The organism is Pseudomonas sp. Eqa60, from assembly GCF_018326405.1.
Taxonomy (GTDB): Bacteria; Pseudomonadota; Gammaproteobacteria; order Pseudomonadales; family Pseudomonadaceae; genus Aquipseudomonas; species Aquipseudomonas protegens.
This window is the reverse complement of sequence record NZ_AP024342.1, coordinates 279,966-300,132: the sequence shown is the minus strand read 5'-3', so window position 1 is coordinate 300,132 and position 20,167 is coordinate 279,966. Positions and strand designations below refer to the sequence as shown.

Annotated in this window: 17 protein-coding genes; 13 read left to right on the top strand and 4 right to left on the bottom strand. The window is 64.8% G+C overall.

Annotation, left to right across the window (positions count from 1 at the left end; translation table 11 throughout):
* Nucleotides 1-54: 54 nt before the first annotated feature.
* The gene (locus tag KI242_RS01335; RefSeq protein WP_212805851.1) at nt 55-2,313 is read right to left on the bottom strand and encodes a TonB-dependent receptor; all 2,259 of its coding nucleotides are present in this window, start codon (nt 2,311-2,313) and stop codon (nt 55-57) included.
* Nucleotides 2,314-2,518: 205 nt separating this feature from the next.
* On the opposite strand from KI242_RS01335, the gene KI242_RS01330 reads away from it, so the two are divergent.
* Nucleotides 2,519-3,565, top strand: coding sequence for a LacI family DNA-binding transcriptional regulator (locus KI242_RS01330; protein ID WP_072452148.1), 1,047 nt, complete (start codon nt 2,519-2,521; stop codon nt 3,563-3,565).
* 158 nt (nt 3,566-3,723) lie between these two features.
* Here KI242_RS01330 and KI242_RS01325 read toward each other — a convergent pair whose 3' ends face one another.
* Entirely contained in the window at nt 3,724-4,614 is an 891-nt protein-coding gene (locus tag KI242_RS01325) for a LysR family transcriptional regulator (protein WP_011058633.1), read from the bottom strand.
* Between the two features lie 132 nt (nt 4,615-4,746).
* Here KI242_RS01325 and KI242_RS01320 point away from each other — a divergent pair, with 132 nt between their 5' ends.
* On the top strand, nt 4,747-5,487 hold the full coding sequence (locus tag KI242_RS01320) for an SDR family oxidoreductase (RefSeq protein ID WP_019094920.1): 741 nt from the start codon (nt 4,747-4,749) through the stop codon (nt 5,485-5,487).
* Between the two features lie 52 nt (nt 5,488-5,539).
* On the top strand, nt 5,540-5,797 hold the full coding sequence (locus KI242_RS01315; RefSeq protein WP_015633747.1) for a hypothetical protein: 258 nt from the start codon (nt 5,540-5,542) through the stop codon (nt 5,795-5,797).
* 9 nt (nt 5,798-5,806) lie between these two features.
* On the opposite strand, the gene betT is transcribed toward KI242_RS01315, so the two are convergent.
* Complete coding sequence (gene betT, locus KI242_RS01310; RefSeq protein ID WP_161466434.1) at nt 5,807-7,768, bottom strand: choline transporter BetT; 1,962 nt, start codon at nt 7,766-7,768, stop codon at nt 5,807-5,809.
* Nucleotides 7,769-8,261: 493 nt separating this feature from the next.
* Nucleotides 8,262-9,188 (bottom strand): serine O-acetyltransferase EpsC, encoded by a 927-nt coding sequence (epsC, locus tag KI242_RS01305; RefSeq protein WP_011058630.1) that lies wholly within the window; start codon nt 9,186-9,188, stop codon nt 8,262-8,264.
* A 189-nt stretch (nt 9,189-9,377) separates the two neighbouring features.
* Between epsC and KI242_RS01300 the strand changes: the two genes are divergently transcribed.
* The 10 genes from KI242_RS01300 (at nt 9,378) to KI242_RS01255 (ending at nt 20,062) form a co-directional block, all read left to right on the top strand.
* A complete protein-coding gene (locus KI242_RS01300) occupies nt 9,378-10,373 on the top strand; it encodes a D-cysteine desulfhydrase (protein ID WP_011058629.1) in 996 nt (331 codons plus the stop codon).
* Nucleotides 10,374-10,712: 339 nt separating this feature from the next.
* Nucleotides 10,713-11,510: a cystine ABC transporter substrate-binding protein gene (gene tcyJ, locus KI242_RS01295; RefSeq protein WP_011058628.1), complete on the top strand. Its 798-nt coding sequence runs from the start codon at nt 10,713-10,715 to the stop codon at nt 11,508-11,510.
* Nucleotides 11,510-12,175, top strand: a complete 666-nt coding sequence (gene tcyL / locus KI242_RS01290; RefSeq protein WP_015633746.1) for a cystine ABC transporter permease — start codon at nt 11,510-11,512, stop codon at nt 12,173-12,175. Before tcyJ ends, tcyL begins: the two co-directional genes overlap by 1 nt.
* Nucleotides 12,176-12,179: 4 nt before the next feature.
* Nucleotides 12,180-12,941: an L-cystine ABC transporter ATP-binding protein TcyN gene (tcyN, locus tag KI242_RS01285; protein ID WP_011058626.1), complete on the top strand. Its 762-nt coding sequence runs from the start codon at nt 12,180-12,182 to the stop codon at nt 12,939-12,941.
* A 591-nt stretch (nt 12,942-13,532) separates the two neighbouring features.
* A complete protein-coding gene (locus KI242_RS01280) occupies nt 13,533-14,774 on the top strand; it encodes an SfnB family sulfur acquisition oxidoreductase (RefSeq protein ID WP_053148467.1) in 1,242 nt (413 codons plus the stop codon).
* A 39-nt stretch (nt 14,775-14,813) separates the two neighbouring features.
* Nucleotides 14,814-16,013, top strand: a complete 1,200-nt coding sequence (locus KI242_RS01275; protein ID WP_103290581.1) for an SfnB family sulfur acquisition oxidoreductase — start codon at nt 14,814-14,816, stop codon at nt 16,011-16,013.
* Nucleotides 16,013-17,380, top strand: coding sequence for an LLM class flavin-dependent oxidoreductase (locus tag KI242_RS01270; protein ID WP_212805850.1), 1,368 nt, complete (start codon nt 16,013-16,015; stop codon nt 17,378-17,380). Before KI242_RS01275 ends, KI242_RS01270 begins: the two co-directional genes overlap by 1 nt.
* 112 nt (nt 17,381-17,492) lie before the next feature.
* Entirely contained in the window at nt 17,493-18,302 is an 810-nt protein-coding gene (locus tag KI242_RS01265; RefSeq protein WP_123473119.1) for a MetQ/NlpA family ABC transporter substrate-binding protein, read from the top strand.
* Between the two features lies 1 nt (nt 18,303).
* Entirely contained in the window at nt 18,304-19,428 is a 1,125-nt protein-coding gene (locus KI242_RS01260) for an ATP-binding cassette domain-containing protein (protein WP_123473120.1), read from the top strand.
* On the top strand, nt 19,418-20,062 hold the full coding sequence (locus tag KI242_RS01255) for a methionine ABC transporter permease (protein WP_047300926.1): 645 nt from the start codon (nt 19,418-19,420) through the stop codon (nt 20,060-20,062). Before KI242_RS01260 ends, KI242_RS01255 begins: the two co-directional genes overlap by 11 nt.
* Nucleotides 20,063-20,167: the final 105 nt, after the last annotated feature.

The window sequence follows — 20,167 nt, the reverse complement described above, 5'->3', positions numbered from 1 at the left end:
CTCCCAGTTCGCCGACCCATTCGCCGGCAAGCCGGCTCCTACAACGGCAGGGCATCAGAAATCCTTGCGCAACTGCACGCCGAAATAACGTTCGTCATCCCGGGGCATGGCGCGGTAGATGTAGTTGCCGCCACTGGCCAGCAAGGGCGAATAGGACTTGTCGGCAAGGTTCTTGCCCAGCAATGCCACGCGCCAGCCATCGTTGTAGTCGGCCAGGGCAATGCTGGCGTTCCAGATGCCGTAGGCGCCCTGCCGGGTGTCGAGGTTCTGGCTGATGTCGTACTGCACTTCGCTTTGCCAGCTGTAGTCAGTGCCCAACTCGATATCCAGGCCGTTATCCAGGGGAATGCTGTAGTCGGCGCGCACGTAGCTTTTCCAGTCCGGGCTGAAGGGCAACGGCTTGCCGTTGACATTGCACGAAGCCGCCGCGCCCGCCGGGCAGGCGAATTCGTCGATGCGCGCCCGGGTGTAGGCCAGGGCCCCGGAGAACTTCAGTTGCTGGGTGGCCTGCAGGGCGTAATCCAGTTCCACGCCCTCGCTGCTGACGCTCCCGGCATTGATCAGGCGGGTCACTACCTGCCCGGCCACGGTGTCGAAGAAGTTGGCCTGGTAGTTGTCGTATTCGCTGTGGAACACCGCGAGGTTGGTGGTCAGCCGGTTGTTCCAGCTGCTGGCCTTGATCCCCACCTCCCAGGTGTTGGAGGTTTCGGGTTTCAGTGCTTGGGTGTCCCGCGGCTGCATGTTGAAGAACACGTTGTAGGCCGGGCCCTTGTAGCCCCGGGAATAGGTCAGGTAGCTGGTGACCGTGGCGCTGAGGTCATATTGCAGGCCCAGGCGCCCGGACCAACCATCCTCGTCCACCGAGCCGGAACTCTGAGTGCCCGGTTGGATACCGCTGACCGTGGTCGCCGAAGTCGAGACCCGGCGGTGATCGTACTTCAGGTCATCGTGGGTCCAGCGCAGGCCGGCGATGCCACGAAAGTCCTCGGTGAAATTCAGGGTGCTCTCGCCAAATACCGCGTAGCTGTCGTTGGTGGTGCTGTAGTCGGCAATGCCCCGGTTGGCGCCGGTGGTCGTGGTCAGGGTGCGCTGGTAGGTTTCTTCATCCTTGCCGTGCATGTAGAACAGACCACCGACGTACTCCAGGAACCGCCCCTTGGGCGATGCCAGGCGCAGCTCCTGCGAGTACTGGTTGTAGTCCAGGTCACCCTTGTCGGCGGTCCCGGGGAACGCCGCAGTGACCGTGCCAAGACGGTCGCCGTCCTGGTACTGGGTATTGTTCCAGCCGCGCCAGGCGGTGATCGAGGTCAGGGTGTAGTCGCCCAGGCTCCAGTCCAGCTGGCCGGAAAGGCCCTTGTTGATATCGTCCACATGGGTACGGGTGTCGGTGTTGATGTCCCGGTTGTCGCTGCTGGCGCGCACGGGGTTCAGGGCATTGGCAAAGGCAGGTGTCAGGGCCTTGCTCACCACCCCGTTGGGGGCGTCATCATGGGATTGCATGTAGTCCGCCGCGAAGGTGAACTTGAGGTCCTCGCTGGGGGTGAACTCCAGCTTGCCGCGCACGCCCTTGCGGTTGTAGCCGTTGACCTCCTGGCCGTTGTGGCGGTTATCCACATTGCCGTCGTAACTGCCGAACAAGGTGGTGAACGAGCCCTTGAGGGTGTCGGGAATCAGGCTGCCGCCAATGCCGAAACGGGTGCGGCTTTCGTTGCCGCTGTAGTAGGCCTGGTCGATGTAGCCATGAGTCTCGGCCGTAGGCGCCTTGGTGATGACATTCAGCACCCCGGCCGAGGCGTTCTTGCCGAACAGGGTGCCCTGGGGCCCGCGCAGGACTTCGATCCGTTCCAGATCCAGCAGGTCCAGGGTGGCCTGGCCGGGGCGGCCGTAGACCACGCCGTCGATCACCGTCGCCACCGTCGGCTCCACCCCCGGTGAGGTGGAAATGGTGCCCACGCCACGGATGAACAGCGAGGTGTCCTTGTTCGAGGCACCCGTGCGGAAGTTCAGCGATGGCACCTGCTGCACGATGCTTGCAACGCCGTTGCGGTTATCCCGCTCCAGTTGCTCGCCCTCCACCACCGAGACCGCCACCGGGACTTTCTGCAGCGATTCCTCGCGGCGGGTGGCGGTGACGGTCACCGACTTCAGGGTCGGTTCCTGATCCTGTGCGCTGGCGCCGCTGCCAGCGGCATAAGCCGCCGGCAGCGGCAAGGCGGCCAGCCCCGCCAGCAACCAGCCCAGATGGGGTCGCAATGGCGTGGCACCACGGATCGACTGCGTGAGACTGTGCTGTTCCCCAAGAAAGTTCTGCATGCTGCACCTGCTGAAAAATGCCCCGAACCGCTGCCGATCTGTGCCGGCAGCGCCTGAAAACTGTCTTGGGCATTCGCTCGAGCGAGTAGCAGACATGGCGCTTTGTTAGCGCTAACATCGCCAGTATCGACAGGCTCCTGATAGAGCGTCCAATACTGAAAAATTACTTTTATATGCCTTTTTGTTCAGCCAAAGGAATGCGCTCATGAGCTCTGACCAAGCGCCTGGCCGCAAGCGCCGCGGCGCCGGCCGCGTAACCCTGAACACCGTGGCGCGCCAGGCCGGGGTGTCGGCGATCACCGTTTCGCGCTATTTCAACCAGCCCGACAGTGTTTCCCCCGAGCGCCGTGAACGCATCGCCGCGGTGGTCGCCGAACTCGGCTATGTACCGAACCTGGTGGCCGGCGGGCTGGCCTCGGCCCGCGGGCGGATTGTCGCCATGGTCATCCCGAACATTTCCGGGCCGATTTTCGCCCAGACCATCCAGGGCTTCAGCGACACCCTCAGCCGCCATGGCTACCAACTGCTGCTGGCTTCCAGCTACTTCGACGCAAGGCAGGAGGAGAGCGCGGTAAGGGCCTTTCTTGGCTGGTCGCCGGCAGCCCTGGTACTGACCAGCCACTTCCATAGCCCGGGCACGGAAAAGATGCTCGCCGACACCGAGATCCCGGTGATCGAAACCTGGGACTACCAGCCCCAGCGCCAACCGCTGCAGATCGGCTTTTCGCACTTTCAGGTAGGGGTCACGGCCGCTCGCCACCTGCACGCCAAAGGCTACCGGCGCATCGCCTTCGTGCAGAACAGCGCCCCCGGAGACTTCAGTGCCCTGGAGCGGCGCGACGGCTATCTGGCAACGCTGGCCGAGTTGGGGCTGGCGCCCCGGGTGTTTGCCCCGGATGCCGACCGCGCGCCCTTCGAGGCCGGCAAACAGGCCATGGAAGCGCTGATGGGCAGCCCGGAACGCCCCGACGCGATCATCTTCGCCAACGACAACCTGGCGGCCGGCGGCCTGCTGGCGGGGCAACGAGCCGGGCTGAAGATCCCCGAGGAATGTGCGGTGCTGGGCTTTGGCGACTACCCCTTTGCGCAGATGCTGCTGCCCAGCCTGAGCACCATCCAGCCACCGGCGCTTCAGATCGGCGTACTGGCCGCGACCCGGGTGCTGGAGAGCCTGGGAGTGCTGCCAGTGGAAGGCACGGTGCAACGCCTGAACCTGCTGCAATGCCGGCTGATCGAGCGCGAAAGCAGTTGAGCCCACCGCCCCTCAGGCAGAGAGCTCGCGCAGCGGCCCATAGCTCCACCCTGCAGGAGCCGGCTTGCCGGGGAACAGGCCATCAGGTCCGGCATCGCTCTCGCGGCCGCCTTCGCTGGCGGCCCATAGCTCCTGCGCATGGCGTGCCAGCGGGGGCGTCAATGCGCCTCGGTAAACACCTGCGCCAGCCAGTCGACAAACACCCGCACCCGCGGCGACATGTGCCGGCTGTGGGGGTAGACCACCGACACCGGCATTGCCGGGGGCGGCGTGTGACAGAGAATCTCGCGCATCGATCCCTGCTCGATCTGCCGCGCCACGTGATAACGCGGACACTGGATGATCCCCAGCCCCGCCAGGGCCGAGGCGCCGTAGATCTGCGCACCGAACACCGACAAGGCGCCATCGATGGCCACTTCGCGCACCTGCCCCTCGACCAGGAACTCGAAGGGGAACGAGCGGGTGGCGGTACGCGAAACGTAGTTCACCGCCCGATGCGCGCCGAGTTCGTCCAGGCTCTGCGGTTCGCCGTATCGCGCCAGGTAGGCGGGGCTGGCGCAGGTCACCTGCTGCAGGTTCGCCACCCGCCGGGCAATCAGCGAGGAGCCTTCCAGGTTGCCGGCACGCAGCACGCAGTCCACGCCCTCGGCGACCAGGTCGACAAAGTGGTCGGCCTCGCTGATGGCCAGTTCGATCTGTGGATAACGTTGCATGAACTCCCCCAGCCGCGGGATCACGAAGTGCTTGGCCAGGGTGCCGTGCATGTCCACCCGCAAGCGCCCATGGGGCTCCACAGTGCGAAACGCCAGTTCAGCCTCTTCCAGCTCCGCCAGCAGTTGCACGCAACGGGGGTAATAGGCCTGGCCATCCAGAGTCGGGCGTACCCGGCGGGTGCTGCGCTCCAGCAGCCGGGTGCCGAGCCAGGCCTCGAACTGGTTGAGGGTGTGGGTCAGGGTCGCCCGGGGCAGGTTCAGGTCATCGGCGGCTAGAGTGAAGCTGCTGCGCTCGTAGATCCTTACGAACACTTTCATCCCTTTGACTTGGTCCACAGAAGGCTCCAGAAGCTCGATTGTTGGCGAATATTGAACAGTCAAGGCAACTCTGGCGCATTTATCCAGCACGGTAAATCCGTGAACCTGTTGCCCAGACAAGCCGTTCAACCTCCATGAAGGACTGACCCCATGACCGCTCAAGCCGCAAAAGTCGCCATTGTCACCGGAGCCTCCCGAGGCATAGGCGCAGTGATCGCCCGCCAGTTGGCCAAGGAGGGTTACGCCGTGGCGATCAACTACGCCAGCAGCAGCGAGGAAGCTTCCCGGCTGGTGGTGGAACTGCGCCAGGCCGGGCACCGGGCCATAGCGGTCAAGGCCGACGTGGCCAGCGCCAGCGATGTGCGCCGGCTGTTCGAAGAGACCGAGACCCAACTGGGCAAGGTCGATGTGCTGATCAACAACGCCGGCATCCTCAAGGTGCTGCCCCTGGCCGAGCACAGCGACGAGCTCTATGAGCAGACCTTCGCCATCAACACTCGCGGTACCTTCAACACCCTGCGCGAAGCCGCCGGGCGCCTGAATGACGGCGGCCGTATCGTCAATTTCTCCAGCAGCACCGTCGGCCTCAACCTGCCGGGCTACGCGGTGTACATCGCCAGCAAGGCGGCGGTGGAATCCCTGACCCAGGTGTTTGCCAAGGAGCTGCGCGGGCGCCAGATCACGGTCAATGCCGTGGCGCCGGGGCCGGTGGCCACCGAACTGTTCCTCAAGGACAAGACTGCCGAGCAGGTGGCCAGCTTCGCCAGGATGCCGCCCCTGGAACGCCTGGGGCAGCCGGAGGATATCGCCAGCATCATCAGCTTCCTGGCGAGCCCGGCGGCGGCCTGGGTCAACGGGCAGATCCTGCGAGCCAATGGCGGGCTGGTTTGACGCCTATGCTCGATACATGCGCCGGCACACCGGCTCCCGGGGAGTACCCATCATGCACACCACCATCATCATCACCTTTGGCCTGATCCTGCTGGCACTGGTGCTGTTTATCGGCGAGCGGCTGGGTTTCAGCCGCCAGACCCTGGGCTATGGCTTCTCGGGGCTGTGGCTGGCGTTGACGGTCATCAACGGTGCGGTGGGCATGGTCACCGCCCACCAGCCCCTGCGTTCGGAGCTGGCGGTCGGCAGCCTGGTGTTTGCCGTGCCGGTGCTGGCCCTGGTGTTCTACCTGTTGCTCACCAAGGCCTGAGCGAACGGCTCAGCGCACCAGATGCAGGAACTGCATATGGCGTTCGTACTGGTCGAGGATGTCGTTGATGATCTGTTCCTTGGTGTAGCCCATCAGGTCGTAATCCTGACTGCCCTCGGCCAGATGCACCTCGGCCCGGTAGTAACGGCGGTTGCGCAGCTCCTTGGGCCCCATGCCGCCACGGGCGAAGGACGGGGTGAAGTAACCGCGCATCTGCACCTGATAGATGAACGGGTGCTGGTCGCCATGGCCGATTTCCAGGCTCACGCTGTCGTTGGCCGGGTCGGGCTGGGTCACCACGTTCAAGCCCTTCTCGACGAACACCGCGGTCACCTCTTCGATGGCCGGGCGCACTGTCTGGTCGAGGAAGCGATACACCTCATCCCGTGACGGGAAATGCACCGCCTGGCTCAGGCGCTGGCGCCAGCCGCCCTTGCCCCGCCGCGAAGGCGCAACCGGCGCCAGGGAATGCAACTGGGCGATGCGCCGCTGGGATTCCAGGTAGAACGCCTTGTGCAGCCCCCACATCATCAACAGCAGGATCAGCGAGAACGGCAGCGAGGTCAGCACCACCGCCGACTTCAGCGAGTCGATGCTGCCGGCGAACAACAGCGCACTGGTGACCAGCGCCGTCATCGCGCCCCAGAACACCCGCAGCCATTTCGGCCCATCCTCATCGGCGTTGCCACCCTTGGCCGACAGGGTCGAGAGCACCACGGTGCCGGAATCCGCCGAGGTGACGAAGAACACGAAGCTGATGAACACCGTGACCGCGATCACGGTCTTGCTCCAGGGGTAGGTTTCCAGCAGCAGGTAGAGGGTCATCGACGGGTTGTCGATGGCCGACATGCCCAGGGCGCTCATACCGTGGTTGAGCACCTGGTCGATGGCGCTGTTACCGAAGATCGACATCCACGCCAGGGTGAAGCCCAGGGGAATCAACAGCACGCCGAAGACGAACTCACGAATGGTCCGGCCACGGGAAATCCGCGCGATGAACAGGCCCACGAACGGCGACCATGCAATCCACCAGGCCCAGTAGAACACCGTCCAGCCGCCCAGCCAGTCGCTGGGCTTGTTGTAGGCGTAGACGTCGAAGCTCTTGGTGGGCAAGGCGCCCAGGTAGTCGCCCAGGTTCTGGATCAGGGTGTTGAGCAGGTGCTGGGTGGGCCCGGCGAACAGCACGAACAGCAGCAGCGCCACCGCCAGCAGCATGTTGATGTCGGACATCACCCGCACGCCCTTGTCGACCCCGGACACCGCGACAATGATCGCCGCGCCCATCATCAGGGTGATCAGGCCAACCTGGATCCACTGGGTGTGGGCGATGCCGAACAGGTAGTCGAGGCCGGAGTTCAGGTGCAGTACGCCAAAGCCCATGTCGGCGCCCAGGCCGAACACCGTGGCGATGATGCCGAAGCCATCCACCGCGTAGCCGATAGGGCCGTTGATGCGCTTGCCGATCAGCGGGTACAGCGCCGAACGCAGGGCCAGCGGCAGGTTGTGCCGATAGGCGAAGTACGCCAGGGCCATGCCGACGAAGGCGAACACGCCCCAGCCGTGCAGGCCCCAGTGCAGGAACAGCAGCTGCATGCCCTGGCGCGCCGCCTCGGCGGTGCCGGCCTCGCCCTGGGGCGGTTGCAGCATGTGGGTCAGGGGCTCGGAAACGCAGAAGAAGAACAGCGTGATGCTGATCCCGGCGGCGAACAGCATGCCGGCCCAGGACAGGTAACTGAACTCGGGTTCGTCGTGGTCGGCACCGAGCTTGATCTTGCCGTAGCCGGACAAGGCGGTGACCACCACGAAGACCAGGTACAGGGTCATCGCCAGCATGTAGTACCAGCCGACCGTATTGGCCGCCCAGTTTTGCGCCGCCAGCAGCCAGGCGCCGGCCTGTTCCGGCATGGAAATGACCACCACGCCGAAGATCAGGATAAAGCTCGCGGCGAAGTAGAACACCGGAGGGTTCATGCGAATCAGAGCATTCGCGGAGGTGGATGGTGCACTCATGAACGGTGCACCTCGAAGGGATGAAACATGGCTGAAATAGACGGACTCAGCAAAGGCAAGCCTCCTGTTGTGAGCGGGCAGCGAACCACCGGTTTAACTTGAACAAGCGTTCAAGTTAAACATGGATAGGGGGCTCAGGACTAATCGCAGGGCTCAGCGGTACCTTTTGTACGCTAGCTCAGGGAAGGGTATGACGTGTGTCGGACGCAATCGTTCAGCAGAAAAAGCCCCTTGCCGGGCCGGCCTCTCTCCCGTAGGAGCCAGCTTGCCGGCAAAGAGGCCCGCAAGCCCTGCATCGCCCTCAGGGACGCCTTCGCTGGCAAGCCAGCGCCTACAACAGGCGGGCGTACACCTTCTTCCGTAGGAGCCGGCTTGCCGGCGAATAGGCCGGCAAGTCCTGCATCGCTCTCAGAGACGCCTTCGCTGGCAAGCCAGCGCCTACACAAGCCAGCGCCTACTTCTGCGAGCCGTCGTCGTGCTGCAGGTTGGCCTGGGTCAGGTTGCAGCCGGCCGGCACGCTGCGGGTCAGCCAGACGTTGCCGCCAATGGTCGAGCCCTTGCCGATGGTGATGCGCCCCAGGATGGTCGCGCCGGCGTAGATCACCACGTCGTCCTCGACGATCGGGTGGCGCGGGTGGCCCTTCTGCAACTGGCCGTCCTCGTCCGCCGGGAAGCGCTTGGCGCCCAGGGTCACCGCCTGATAGATGCGCACCCGCTCGCCGATGATCGCGGTCTCGCCGATCACCACGCCGGTACCGTGGTCGATGAAGAAGCTGCGGCCGATCTGCGCACCCGGGTGGATGTCGATGCCGGTGGCCGAGTGGGCGATTTCCGAGCTGATCCGCGCCAGCAGCGGCAGGCCGGCGCGATACAGATGGTGCGCCAGGCGGTGGTGGATCACCGCCAGGATGCCGGGGTAGCACAGCAGCACCTCATCCACGCTGCGGGCCGCAGGGTCGCCGTGATAGGCCGCCAGCACATCGGTGTCCAGCAGCACCCGCAGGCCGGGCAGGGCCAGGGCGAAATCCTGGATCAGGCGGATCGCCCGGGCGTTGACTTCAGCATCGGCCTCGCCGCTCTGCCGGGCCACATAGCGCAGCTCCAGGCGCGCCTGGGCCAGCAAGGCGTTGAGCGCCGCGTCCAGGGTGTGGCCCACGTAGAAATCCTCGCTCTCTTCGCGCAGGTCCACCGGCCCCAGGCGCATGGGAAACAGGGCACCGCACAGGGCCTCGAGGATTTCCGCCATGGCCGCCCGCGACGGCAGCTCACGCCCGCCCTGCTCGCCGCTGACCCGACCGTTGCGGGTACGCCACTGGTCACGGGCATCACGCAGTTGGCCAACGATGGTCTGCAATTGCCAATGGCTGGAACGCTCGCTCACGATAAGACTCCTTACTCGGGCGGCCGGACAATCGGGCCGCGCAAACGGCGATCACTTTACGCCCGGCGACGGCGGCGCTTAAGAACTAATTGTCTGGCTTCAAGCACTTTTTCGCATAAGCGATTGGCGGTTGCCCGGGCAAAAAGGGCTGCCTATAGTCCTTGCACCTTCCCTGTTCCGTGCGGCCCCATGATCAAACAACAGCTCGCCCGCTTTAACCGTCTCGACCTGCTCAGGTCTACCACCGCCCTGGAAAAACTCGAACGGCTGTCGGCCTGGATCGGTCGCGATGTCTACGTCAAGCGTGACGACAGCACCCCCCTGGCCATGGGCGGCAACAAGCTGCGCAAGCTCGAATACCTGGCCGCTGATGCCCTGGCCCAGGGCGCCGACACCCTGATCACCGCCGGTGCCATCCAGTCCAACCATGTGCGCCAGACCGCAGCCCTGGCCGCCAAGTTGGGGCTGGGCTGCGTGGCCCTGCTGGAAAACCCCACCGGCACCCAAGACCCCAACTACCTGGGCAATGGCAACCGCCTGCTGCTGGACCTGTTCGACGCCAAGGTGGAGCTGGTGGAAAACCTCGACCAGGCCGACGAGCAACTGCACGCCCTGGCCGCGCGCCTGCGCAGCAACGGCAAGAAACCCTACCTGGTGCCCATCGGCGGCTCCAACGCCCTGGGGGCCCTGGGCTACGTGCGCGCCGGCCTGGAGCTGGCGCAGCAGATCGAAGACAGCGGCCTGGAGTTTGCCGCCGTGGTCCTGGCCTCCGGCAGCGCCGGCACCCACAGCGGCCTGGCCCTGGCCTTGAGCGAAGTGCTGCCGCAACTGCCGGTGATCGGGGTCACCGTGTCGCGCAGCGAAGAAGACCAGCGGCCCAAGGTCCAGGGCCTGGCCGAGCGCACCGCTGAGTTGCTGGGAGTGAAGCTGCCCGACGCTTTCAACGTGCAGTTGTGGGACGAGTACTTCGCCCCGCGCTACGGTGAACCCAATGCCGGGACGCTGGCGGCGGTCAAGCTGCTGGCCAGCCAGGAAGGCCTGTTGCTGGACCCGGTATACACCGGCAAGGCCATGGCCGGCCTGCTGGACGGGGTCGGCCGCCAGCGCTTCGACGATGGCCCGCTGATTTTCCTGCACACCGGCGGCGCCCCGGCCCTGTTCGCCTACGCCGGCGCCTTCTCGTAGGAGGTGAAGTTTTGTGTAGGAGCCGGCTTGCCGGCGAACAGGCCGCAAGCCATGCGCCGCCCTCGACGGCGCCTTCGCTGGCAAGCCAGCTCCTACGGGTTGAGTGCCGTGAAGTTTTTGTAGGAGATGGTGGCGCAACAAAACCAAACAAAAAGGAATAACAAAGTAAATTTATATTATTTTTAAACCTATAAATGCCGTCTTATAGTCGCGCCGCAGGCCCAATTGCCACGAGACGCGCCGCGCGCATTTAAGGCAGGATAAAGCACAGTTCGCGCCTCACCGATTGACCTGCAACTCCACCCGCATCGTGCATAAGAAAACACACAGGGGCTTGTCATGAATTTTTCCGTACTGCGTCGCAATCTGCTGATTGGCACACTGGGCCTGGCCTTGGGTGCCGGACTGATGGGGCAAGCGGTTGCCGGCGAGCAACTGCAGAAAATCAAGGATGCCGGAGTCATCAACGTCGGCCTGGAAGGCACCTACCCACCGTTCAGCTATGTGGACGAAAACGGCAAGCTGACCGGCTTCGAGGTGGAATTCTCCGAAGCCCTGGCGAACAAGCTCGGGGTCAAGGTCAAGCTGCAGCCGACCAAGTGGGACGGCATTCTCGCCGCCCTGGAGTCCAAGCGCCTGGACGCCGTGGTGAACCAGGTGACCATCTCTGAAGAGCGCAAGAAAAAGTACGATTTCTCCATCCCCTATACCGTCTCCGGCATCCAGGCCCTGACCCAGAAGAAGGACGAAGGCAAGTTCAAGACCGCCGCCGACCTGGGTGGGCACAAGGTCGGCGTGGGCCTGGGCACCAACTACGAGCAGTGGCTCAAGGACAACGTGCCCACCGCCATCATCAAGACCTACGACGACGATCCGACCAAGTACCAGGACCTGCGCGTAGGCCGTATCGAAGCCATCCTGGTGGACCGCCTGGCGGCCTTCGAGCTGATCAAGAAAACCAAGGACACCCTGGTGGTTTCCGGCGAACCCTTCTCCCGCCAGGAAGCCGGCGTGGCCCTGCGCAAGGGCGAACCTGAGCTGTTGGCGGCGGTGAACAAGGCCATCGAGGAACTGCGGGCCGATGGCACGCTGAAAAAGCTCTCGGAAAAATACTTCAACGCTGACGTCACCCAATAATGGAAGCAGGCCTGCAACTGGCGCTGGAATCAGCGCCATTTCTTCTCAAAGGCGCGTACTACACGGTCATCCTCAGCCTCGGCGGCATGTTCTTCGGACTGCTGCTGGGCTTTGGCCTGGCCTTGATGCGCCTGTCGCGCCTGGCCCTGGTGAGCTGGATCGCCCGCATCTACGTGTCGTTCTTTCGCGGCACGCCGCTCTTGGTGCAGCTCTTCGTGATCTATTACGGCCTGCCGCAACTGGGGCTGGAACTGGACCCGCTGCCCGCGGCACTGATCGGTTTCTCCCTGAACATGGCGGCCTATGCCTGTGAAATCCTCAGGGCTGCCATCGGCTCCATCGAGCGTGGCCAATGGGAAGCCGCCGCCAGCATCGGCATGACCCGCGCGCAGACCCTGCGCCGGGCGATCCTGCCCCAAGCCATGCGCACGGCCCTGCCGCCGCTGGGCAACAGCTTCATTTCCCTGGTCAAGGATACGGCCCTGGCCGCCACCATCCAGGTGCCTGAACTGTTCCGCCAGGCGCAGCTGATCACCGCCCGCACCTTCGAAATCTTCACCATGTATCTTGCCGCCGCCCTGATCTACTGGATTCTCGCCAGCGTGCTCGCGCACCTGCAGAACCGGCTTGAAGAGCGGGTCAATCGGCACGACCAGGAGTCCTGAAGCCATGATCGTGGTGGAAAAACTGACCAAGCAGTTCAAGGGCCAGACGGTGCTCAATGGCATCGACCTGGAGGTCAAGGAAGGCGAAGTGGTCGCCATCATCGGCCCCAGCGGCTCGGGCAAGACCACCTTCCTGCGCTGCCTGAATTTTCTCGAAGAACCCACCAGCGGCCGCATCCGCATCGGTGACATCAGCATCGACAGCAGCATCCCCCTGAGCCATCAGCAGGGCCGGATCCGCCAGTTGCGCCAGCAAGTGGGCTTCGTGTTCCAGAACTTCAACCTGTTCCCCCACCGCACCGCCCTGGAGAACGTCATCGAAGGCCCGCTGGTGGTGAAGAAGACCCCGCGGGAGCAAGCCGTCGCCCTGGGTCGCGCGCTGCTGGCCAAGGTCGGGCTGGCAGGCAAGGAAGATGCCTACCCCAGGCGCCTGTCCGGCGGCCAGCAACAGCGGGTAGCGATTGCCCGGGCCCTGGCCATGGAACCGCGGGTGATCCTGTTCGACGAACCCACCTCGGCCCTGGACCCGGAGCTGGTGGGCGAAGTACTGGCCACCATCCGCAGCCTGGCCGAAGAGAAACGCACCATGGTCATCGTCACCCACGAGATGGGCTTTGCCCGGGACGTGGCCAACCGGGTGATCTTCTTCGACAAGGGGGTGATCGTCGAACAGGGCGAAGCCAAGGCGCTGTTCGCCAACCCCCAGCACGAACGCACCCGACAGTTTCTCAGCAAGTTCCTCGGCGCAAGCCACGCCCCCTTGTAGGAGCCGGCTTACCGGCGAAAAGGCCCTCAAGCCTTGCACCACCCTCGCGGACGCCTTCGCTGGCAAGCCAGCTCCTACAGCAGATCACGCCCCCTCCCCCCGTAGGAGCCGGCTTGCCGGCGAAAAGGCCCTCGAGCCCTGCATCGCCCTCAAGGACGCCTTCGCTGGCAAGCCAGCTCCTACAGCAGATCACGCCCCCTCCCCCGTAGGAGCCGGCTTGCCGGCGAAAAGGCCCTCGAGCCCTGCATCGCCCTCGCGGACGCCTTCGCTGGCAAACCAGCGCCTACGTGCAGGTACGGGGTGGTTCTGGGGGACATTCGTCGCGAGAACCACAGCCGTGGAAGCACGCTAAGGCCTTGATCCATAACGCCTGCGGGCTTCGATTCAACCCTTCTATTCATATTCCTAAAAGTTAGTTTATTTAATTTTTATACGCGCATAGGGTATATGCACCGGACCACCGGACATTCTTGATTCTGATTTCGCCGCATGACGCGGCCTATCCAAAAGATGTGAGGTAGGTATGGTCCGGAACACAATCACCCCAGTGCAGATCGCCAGGGCATTGCGTGCAGCCAAGGAGTGGCACTGATGTCCAGTCTGATCGAAGCCCAGGTCCAAAGTGACCTGGATATCGCTCCCCTTTTGCTGCCCGCTCGGGTTCTGCGCAACGACGCCGAAGCCCTTCAGGCTGCCCATGAATTGGCCGACGCGGCCCGCCAGCAGGCCGCCCAGCGCGACCGCCAGCGCAAGCTGCCCTGGGCGCAGATCGAACAATTCACCCGCAGCGGCCTGGGCAGTATTTCCGTGCCCCGGGCCTACGGCGGGCCACAGGTTTCCTTCGTCACCCTGGCCGAAGTCTTCGCCATCATTTCCGCGGCCGACCCGGCCCTGGGGCAGATCCCGCAGAACCAGTTCGGCATCCTCGGCCTGATTCTCGGCTGCGGCACCGAGCGGCAGAAGAAACAGCTGCTGCAGAGCGTCCTGGAAGGCTGGCGCATCGGCAATGCCGGCCCGGAACGCGGCACCAAGAACACCCTGGAACTCAAGGCACGGATCACCGCCGACGCCGACGGCCACGTGATCAATGGCCAGAAGTTCTACTCCACCGGCGCCCTGTTCGCTCACTGGGTGGCGGTCAAGGCACTCAACGAGGAAGGCCGCCAGGTGCTGGCCTTCGTCCGTCGTGGCACCCCGGGGCTGCGCATCGTCGACGACTGGTCGGGCTTCGGCCAGCGCACCACCGCCAGCGGCACCATCCTGCTCAACGATGTGCGGGTGGACGCCGAGCTGGTGCTGGACAACTGGCGGATCAACGAAACACCGAATATCCAGGGCGCGGTATCCCAGCTGATCCAGGCCGCCATTGACGCCGGCATCGCCCGGGAAGCCGTGGCCGACGCCATCCGTTTCGTTCGTGAACGAGCACGCCCGTGGATCGATGCCAACGTCGAGCGGGCCGGCGATGACCTGTATGTGATCGCCGACATCGGCAAGCTGCAGATCGAACTGCACGCCGCCGAAGCCCTGCTGCGCAAGGCCGGCCAGGTGCTGGACCAGGTCAGCGCGGCGCCGATCACTGCCGAGTCCGCGGCCCGCGCCTCCATCGCCGTGGCCGAAGCCAAGGTGCTGACCACCGAGATCTCGCTGCTGGCCAGTGAAAAGCTCTTCGAGCTGGCTGGCAGCCGCGCCACCCTCGCCGAATTCAACCTCGACCGTCACTGGCGCAACGCCCGGGTGCACACACTGCACGACCCGGTGCGCTGGAAGTACCACGCCGTGGGCACCTATCACCTGAACGGCACCTTGCCTGCCCGGCACTCCTGGATTTAACCGCGCAGAACGCTTTTGACCAGATCTCTGGAGAAACACATGTCTCTTTCCCAACACGTCGCGGTCATCACCAGCGATGAGCAAGCCCTGATTGTCGCCAGCGACCTGGCGGAAGATTTCAAGCGCGACAGCGCCCTGCGCGACCGCGAGCGGCGCCTGCCGCACCCCGAGCTGGAAGCCTTTTCCCGCTCCGGCCTGTGGGGCATCAGCGTGCCCAAGGAATACGGCGGCGCCGGGGTTTCCAACGTCACCCTGGCCAAGGTCATCGCCCTGATCGCCGAGGCCGACGCCTCCCTGGGGCAGATCCCGCAGAACCATTTCTACGCCCTGGAAGTGCTGCGGGTGAATGGCAGCGAGCCGCAGAAGCAGCGGCTGTATGCCGAAGTCCTGGCCGGCCGGCGTTTCGGCAACGCCCTGGCCGAGCTGGGCACCAAGACCGCCCACGACCGCACCACCCGCCTGAGCCGCGACAGCAACGGCCCGGGCTACCGCATCGACGGGCGCAAGTTCTACGCCACCGGCGCCCTCTACGCCCAGCGCATCCCCACCTCGGTGGTGGATGAACACGGCGTGCAGCAACTGGCCTTCGTCCCCGCCGACGCCCAGGGCCTGGACGTGATCGACGACTGGAGCGGCTTCGGCCAGCGCACCACCGGCAGCGGCTCGGTGCAATTCGACAACGTGTGGGTGGACGAGGCCGACGTGGTGCCGTTCCAGAGCGCCTTCGAGCGCCCGACCCCAGTCGGCCCGCTGGCGCAGATCCTCCACGCCGCCATCGACACCGGCATCGCCCGCGCCGCCTATGAAGACGCCCTGCGCTTTGTGCGCACCAAGACCCGGCCGTGGATCGACTCCGGCAACGACAAGGCCACCGACGACCCGCTGACCATCAAGAGCTTCGGCCACCTGAGCATCCGCCTGCACGCCACCGAGGCCCTGCTGGAGCGCGCCGGTGAATTCCTCGACAAGGCCCAGACCCAGACCAACGCCGACACCGTGGCCGCCGCGTCCATCGCCGTGGCCGAGGTCCGCGCCCTGAGCACGGAAATTTCCCTGGCCGCCGGCAGCACCCTGTTCGAACTGGCGGGCAGCCAGGCGACCCTGGCCGAGCATGGCCTGGACCGCCACTGGCGCAATGCCCGGGTACACACTCTGCACGACCCGGTGCGCTGGAAGTACCACGCGGTGGGCAACTACTACCTGAACCAGCAGAACCCGCCGCTGCGGGGGACCATCTGATGGCCGCGCCACAAACCACCAAGAAGAAGATCCTGCTCAACGCCTTCAACATGAACTGCGTCGGGCACATCAACCACGGCCTGTGGACCCACCCGCGGGACAACTCGACCCAGTACAAGACCCTCGAGTACTGGACCGAGCTGGCCCAGTTGCTGGAGCGCGGGCTGTTCGACGGGCTGTTCATCGCCGACATCGTCGGGGTCTACGACGTCTACCAGAATTCGGTGGACGTGCCCCTCAAGGAGTCGATCCAGCTGCCGGTGAACGACCCGCTGCTGCTGGTCTCGGCCATGGCCGCGGTCACCAAGAACCTGGGGTTCGGCCTCACCGCCAACCTCACCTACGAGGCGCCCTACCTGTTCGCCCGGCGCCTTTCCACCCTCGACCACCTGAGCCGTGGCCGGGTCGGCTGGAACATCGTCACCGGCTACCTGGACAGCGCCGCCCAGGCCATGGGGCTCAAGGAGCAGATCGAGCACGACCGCCGCTACGACCAGGCCGACGAGTACCTGGAGGTGCTGTACAAACTCTGGGAAGGCAGTTGGGAGGACGACGCGGTCCTCAATGACCGCGAGCAACGCATCTATGCCCAGCCGGAAAAAGTGCACAAGGTCGAGCACCAGGGCGAGTTCTACCAGGTCAGTGGTTACCACCTGTGCGAACCGTCGCCGCAACGCACCCCGGTGCTGTTCCAGGCCGGCAGCTCGGATCGCGGCCTGCTGTTCGCTGGGCGCCACGCCGAGTGCGTGTTCATCAGCGGGCAGAACAAGGCCGCGACCAAGGCCCAGGTGGACAAGGTCCGCGCCAGCGCCGTGGCCGCCGGGCGCAACCCCGGAGACATCAAGGTGTTCATGGGCCTCAACGTGATAGTTGGCGAGACCGAGGAACTGGCCTGGAAGAAACACGCCGAATACCGCAGCCATGCCAGCGCCGAAGCCGGCGTGGCGCATTTTTCCGCGTCCACCGGGATTGATTTTTCCCAGTACGAGATCGACGAGCCGATCCAGTACGTGAAGAGCAATGCCATCCAGTCGGCCACCAAGAACCTGCAGAACAACGACTGGACCCGACGCAAGCTGCTGGACCAGCACGCCCTGGGCGGCCGCTACTTCACCGTGGTCGGCTCGCCGCAGCAGGTGGCCGACGACCTGGAATCCTGGATCGCCGAAACCGGCCTGGACGGCTTCAACCTGACCCGCATCGTCACCCCGGAAAGCTACGTCGACTTCATCGACCTGGTGATCCCCGAACTGCAGCGCCGCGGCTCCTACAAGACCACCTACGACGACGGCACCCTGCGGGAAAAGCTCTTCCGCCAGGGCTGCAAGCTGCCCGAACAACACACCGGCGCGGCCTATCGCCGCTAAACGCTTCGCCGGCAAGCCGGCTCCTGCACACCTCACTGTAGGCGCTGGCTAGCCAGCGAAGAGGCCCGCAACCACACCCCATTCCCTGGCCCCGACTCGGACCCTGACCCCTATGAAAACCAAACGCCTGCGCCACCCGCTCAAAGCCCTGGCCCTCGCCCTCGGCCTGTTCAGCAGCGCCGTCTTCGCCGCCGACGCGCCGCTCAAGGTCGGCACCACCGCCGCCTTCGCCATTCCCCTGGAGGCCGCCGTGGAAGAGGCCGGCAAGCAGGGCCTGAAAGTGGAGCTGGTGGAGTTCACCGACTGGATCGCGCCCAACGTCAGCCTGGCCGCCGGCGATATCGACGTGAACTACTTCCAGCACATCCCGTTCCTGGAAAACGCCAAGGCCGCCGCCGGTTTCGACCTGGTGCCCTTCGCCCCGGGCATCATCAACAACGTCGGCCTGTACTCGAAGAAATACAAAAGCTTCGACGAACTGCCACAAGGCGCCAGCGTGGCCATCGCCAACGACCCGATCAACAGCGGGCGCGGCCTGCAACTGCTGGCCAAGGCCGGGCTGATCACCCTCAAGCCGGGCGTTGGCTACAAGGCCACCGAAGAAGACATCGTCAGCAACCCGAAGAAGATCAAGATCCTCCAGGTCGAAGCCGTGCAACTGGTGCGCGCCTATGACGACGCTGACCTGGTCCAGGGCTACCCGGCCTACATCCGCCTGGCCAAGACCTTCGATGCCGGCTCGGCGCTGCTGTTCGACGGCCTGGACCACAAGGAATACGTGATCCAGTTCGTGATCCAGCCCAAGAGCAAGAACGACCCGCGGCTGATCAAGTTCGTCGATATCTACCAGCACTCGCCTGCCGTTCGCGCCGCTCTGGACAAAGCCCACGGCAAGCTCTACCAAGCCGGCTGGGAAGGTTGAGATGAGTGTCGCGACGCTACAGCGCAAGCTGCCGGAAGCGGCGCCCCGGCGCGCCGGGCAGACCGAGCTGCACCCCGAACTGAATCGCGCCCAGGTGCGCTTTATCGGCCTGGGCAAGACCTACCAGGGCCAGCAGGGTCCGGTGCAGGCCTTGCACGATATCGACCTGTCGATCCAGCGCGGCGAGGTGTTCGGCATCATCGGCCGCAGCGGCGCCGGCAAGTCGTCGCTGATCCGCACCATCAACCGCCTGGAGCAGCCCAGCAGCGGCCGGGTGCTGATCGACCAGGTGGACATCGGCGACTTCGACGAAGACCGCCTGGTGGCCCTGCGCCGGCGCATCGGCATGATCTTCCAGCACTTCAACCTGATGTCGGCCAAGACCGTGTGGCACAACGTCGAGCTGCCGCTGAAGGTGGCCGGGGTACCCAAGGCCGAGCGCCAGCGCAAGGTGCGCGAGCTGCTGGAGCTGGTGGGCCTCAAGGACAAGCACCGGGCCTACCCGGCGCAGTTGTCCGGCGGCCAGAAGCAGCGGGTGGGGATCGCCCGGGCCCTGGTCCACGATCCCGAGATCCTGCTGTGCGACGAGGCCACTTCGGCCCTGGACCCGGAAACCACCCAGTCGATCCTCGGCCTGCTGAAAGAGATCAACCAGCGCCTGGGACTGACCATCATCCTGATCACCCACGAGATGGCGGTGATCCGCGATATCTGCGACCGGGTGGTGGTACTGGAGCACGGGCGCATCGTCGAGCAGGGGCCGGTCTGGGAAGTCTTCGGCAACCCGCAGCACGAGGTCAGCAAGACCCTGCTGGCGCCCCTGCAGCACGGCCTGCCGGAAGAACTGCAGAACCGCCTGCAAAGCCATCCGACGTCTTCCGATGCGGCGCTGGTGCTGAGCCTGCGCTTCACCGGCAGCAGCCATGAGGAACCGGACCTGGCGGCGCTGTTCGGCGCCCTGGGCGGCCGCGTACGCCTGCTGCAAGGCGGCGTGGAACGCATCCAGGGCCACGCCCTGGGGCAACTGCTGCTGGCGGTCCAGGGCTCGTCCCTGGAGGCTGCGCAACTGCGCCAGCGCGCCGGGCAATGGGCACAGCAAGTGGAGGTACTGGGCTATGTGGTTTGATCGCTTGTTGCAGGGCGTCCTCGACACCCTGCTGATGGTCGGCGTGTCCTCGCTGATTGCCCTGCTGGCGGGGATTCCCCTGGCGGTGATCCTGGTCACCAGCGGCAAGGGCGGGATCTACGAGGCGCCGAACCTGAACCGGGCGCTGGGGGCCTTTGTGAACCTGTTCCGCTCGATCCCGTTCCTGATCCTGATGGTGGCGCTGATCCCCTTTACCCGGCTGATCGTCGGCACCACCTACGGCGTGTGGGCCGCCGTGGTGCCGCTGACCATCGCCGCCACGCCGTTCTTTGCGCGGATCGCCGAAGTCAGCCTGCGTGAGGTCGACCACGGCCTGATCGAGGCCGCCCAGGCCATGGGTTGCCGGCGCTGGCATATCGTCTGGCACGTGCTGCTGCCCGAGGCGCTGCCGGGCATCGTTGGTGGCTTCACCATCACTTTGGTGACCATGATCAACTCCTCGGCCATGGCCGGGGCGATTGGCGCGGGCGGCCTGGGGGACATTGCCTACCGCTACGGTTATCAGCGTTTCGACAGCCAGATCATGCTCACGGTGATCGTGCTGCTGGTGATTCTGGTAGCCGCGATCCAGCTGGGCGGCGACCGCCTGGCGCGGGTGCTGAACAAGCGCTAGCGGCATCCCGTGTAGCCGCTGCCGCAGACTGCGACAAGGTCCGCAGGACCTTCCGAGGCCCTCAAGAGCGGCGTCTCCTGCGGAGCCGTTCGCAGCCTTCGGCAG

What these genes read in the sequence shown, in the direction of transcription:
- KI242_RS01270 (WP_212805850.1), top strand. Translation starts at nt 16,013, where the DNA reads ATGGCCGCGCCACAAACCACCAAGAAGAAGATCCTGCTCAACGCCTTC.
- KI242_RS01315 (WP_015633747.1), top strand. Translation starts at nt 5,540, where the DNA reads ATGCACACCACCATCATCATCACCTTTGGCCTGATCCTGCTGGCACTG.
- KI242_RS01260 (WP_123473120.1), top strand. Translation starts at nt 18,304, where the DNA reads ATGAGTGTCGCGACGCTACAGCGCAAGCTGCCGGAAGCGGCGCCCCGG.
- KI242_RS01265 (WP_123473119.1), top strand. Translation starts at nt 17,493, where the DNA reads ATGAAAACCAAACGCCTGCGCCACCCGCTCAAAGCCCTGGCCCTCGCC.
- KI242_RS01335 (WP_212805851.1), bottom strand. Translation starts at nt 2,313, where the DNA reads ATGCAGAACTTTCTTGGGGAACAGCACAGTCTCACGCAGTCGATCCGT.
- KI242_RS01275 (WP_103290581.1), top strand. Translation starts at nt 14,814, where the DNA reads ATGTCTCTTTCCCAACACGTCGCGGTCATCACCAGCGATGAGCAAGCC.
- KI242_RS01255 (WP_047300926.1), top strand. Translation starts at nt 19,418, where the DNA reads ATGTGGTTTGATCGCTTGTTGCAGGGCGTCCTCGACACCCTGCTGATG.
- KI242_RS01320 (WP_019094920.1), top strand. Translation starts at nt 4,747, where the DNA reads ATGACCGCTCAAGCCGCAAAAGTCGCCATTGTCACCGGAGCCTCCCGA.
- tcyN (WP_011058626.1), top strand. Translation starts at nt 12,180, where the DNA reads ATGATCGTGGTGGAAAAACTGACCAAGCAGTTCAAGGGCCAGACGGTG.
- tcyL (WP_015633746.1), top strand. Translation starts at nt 11,510, where the DNA reads ATGGAAGCAGGCCTGCAACTGGCGCTGGAATCAGCGCCATTTCTTCTC.
- KI242_RS01280 (WP_053148467.1), top strand. Translation starts at nt 13,533, where the DNA reads ATGTCCAGTCTGATCGAAGCCCAGGTCCAAAGTGACCTGGATATCGCT.
- KI242_RS01330 (WP_072452148.1), top strand. Translation starts at nt 2,519, where the DNA reads ATGAGCTCTGACCAAGCGCCTGGCCGCAAGCGCCGCGGCGCCGGCCGC.
- tcyJ (WP_011058628.1), top strand. Translation starts at nt 10,713, where the DNA reads ATGAATTTTTCCGTACTGCGTCGCAATCTGCTGATTGGCACACTGGGC.
- KI242_RS01300 (WP_011058629.1), top strand. Translation starts at nt 9,378, where the DNA reads ATGATCAAACAACAGCTCGCCCGCTTTAACCGTCTCGACCTGCTCAGG.
- betT (WP_161466434.1), bottom strand. Translation starts at nt 7,768, where the DNA reads ATGAACCCTCCGGTGTTCTACTTCGCCGCGAGCTTTATCCTGATCTTC.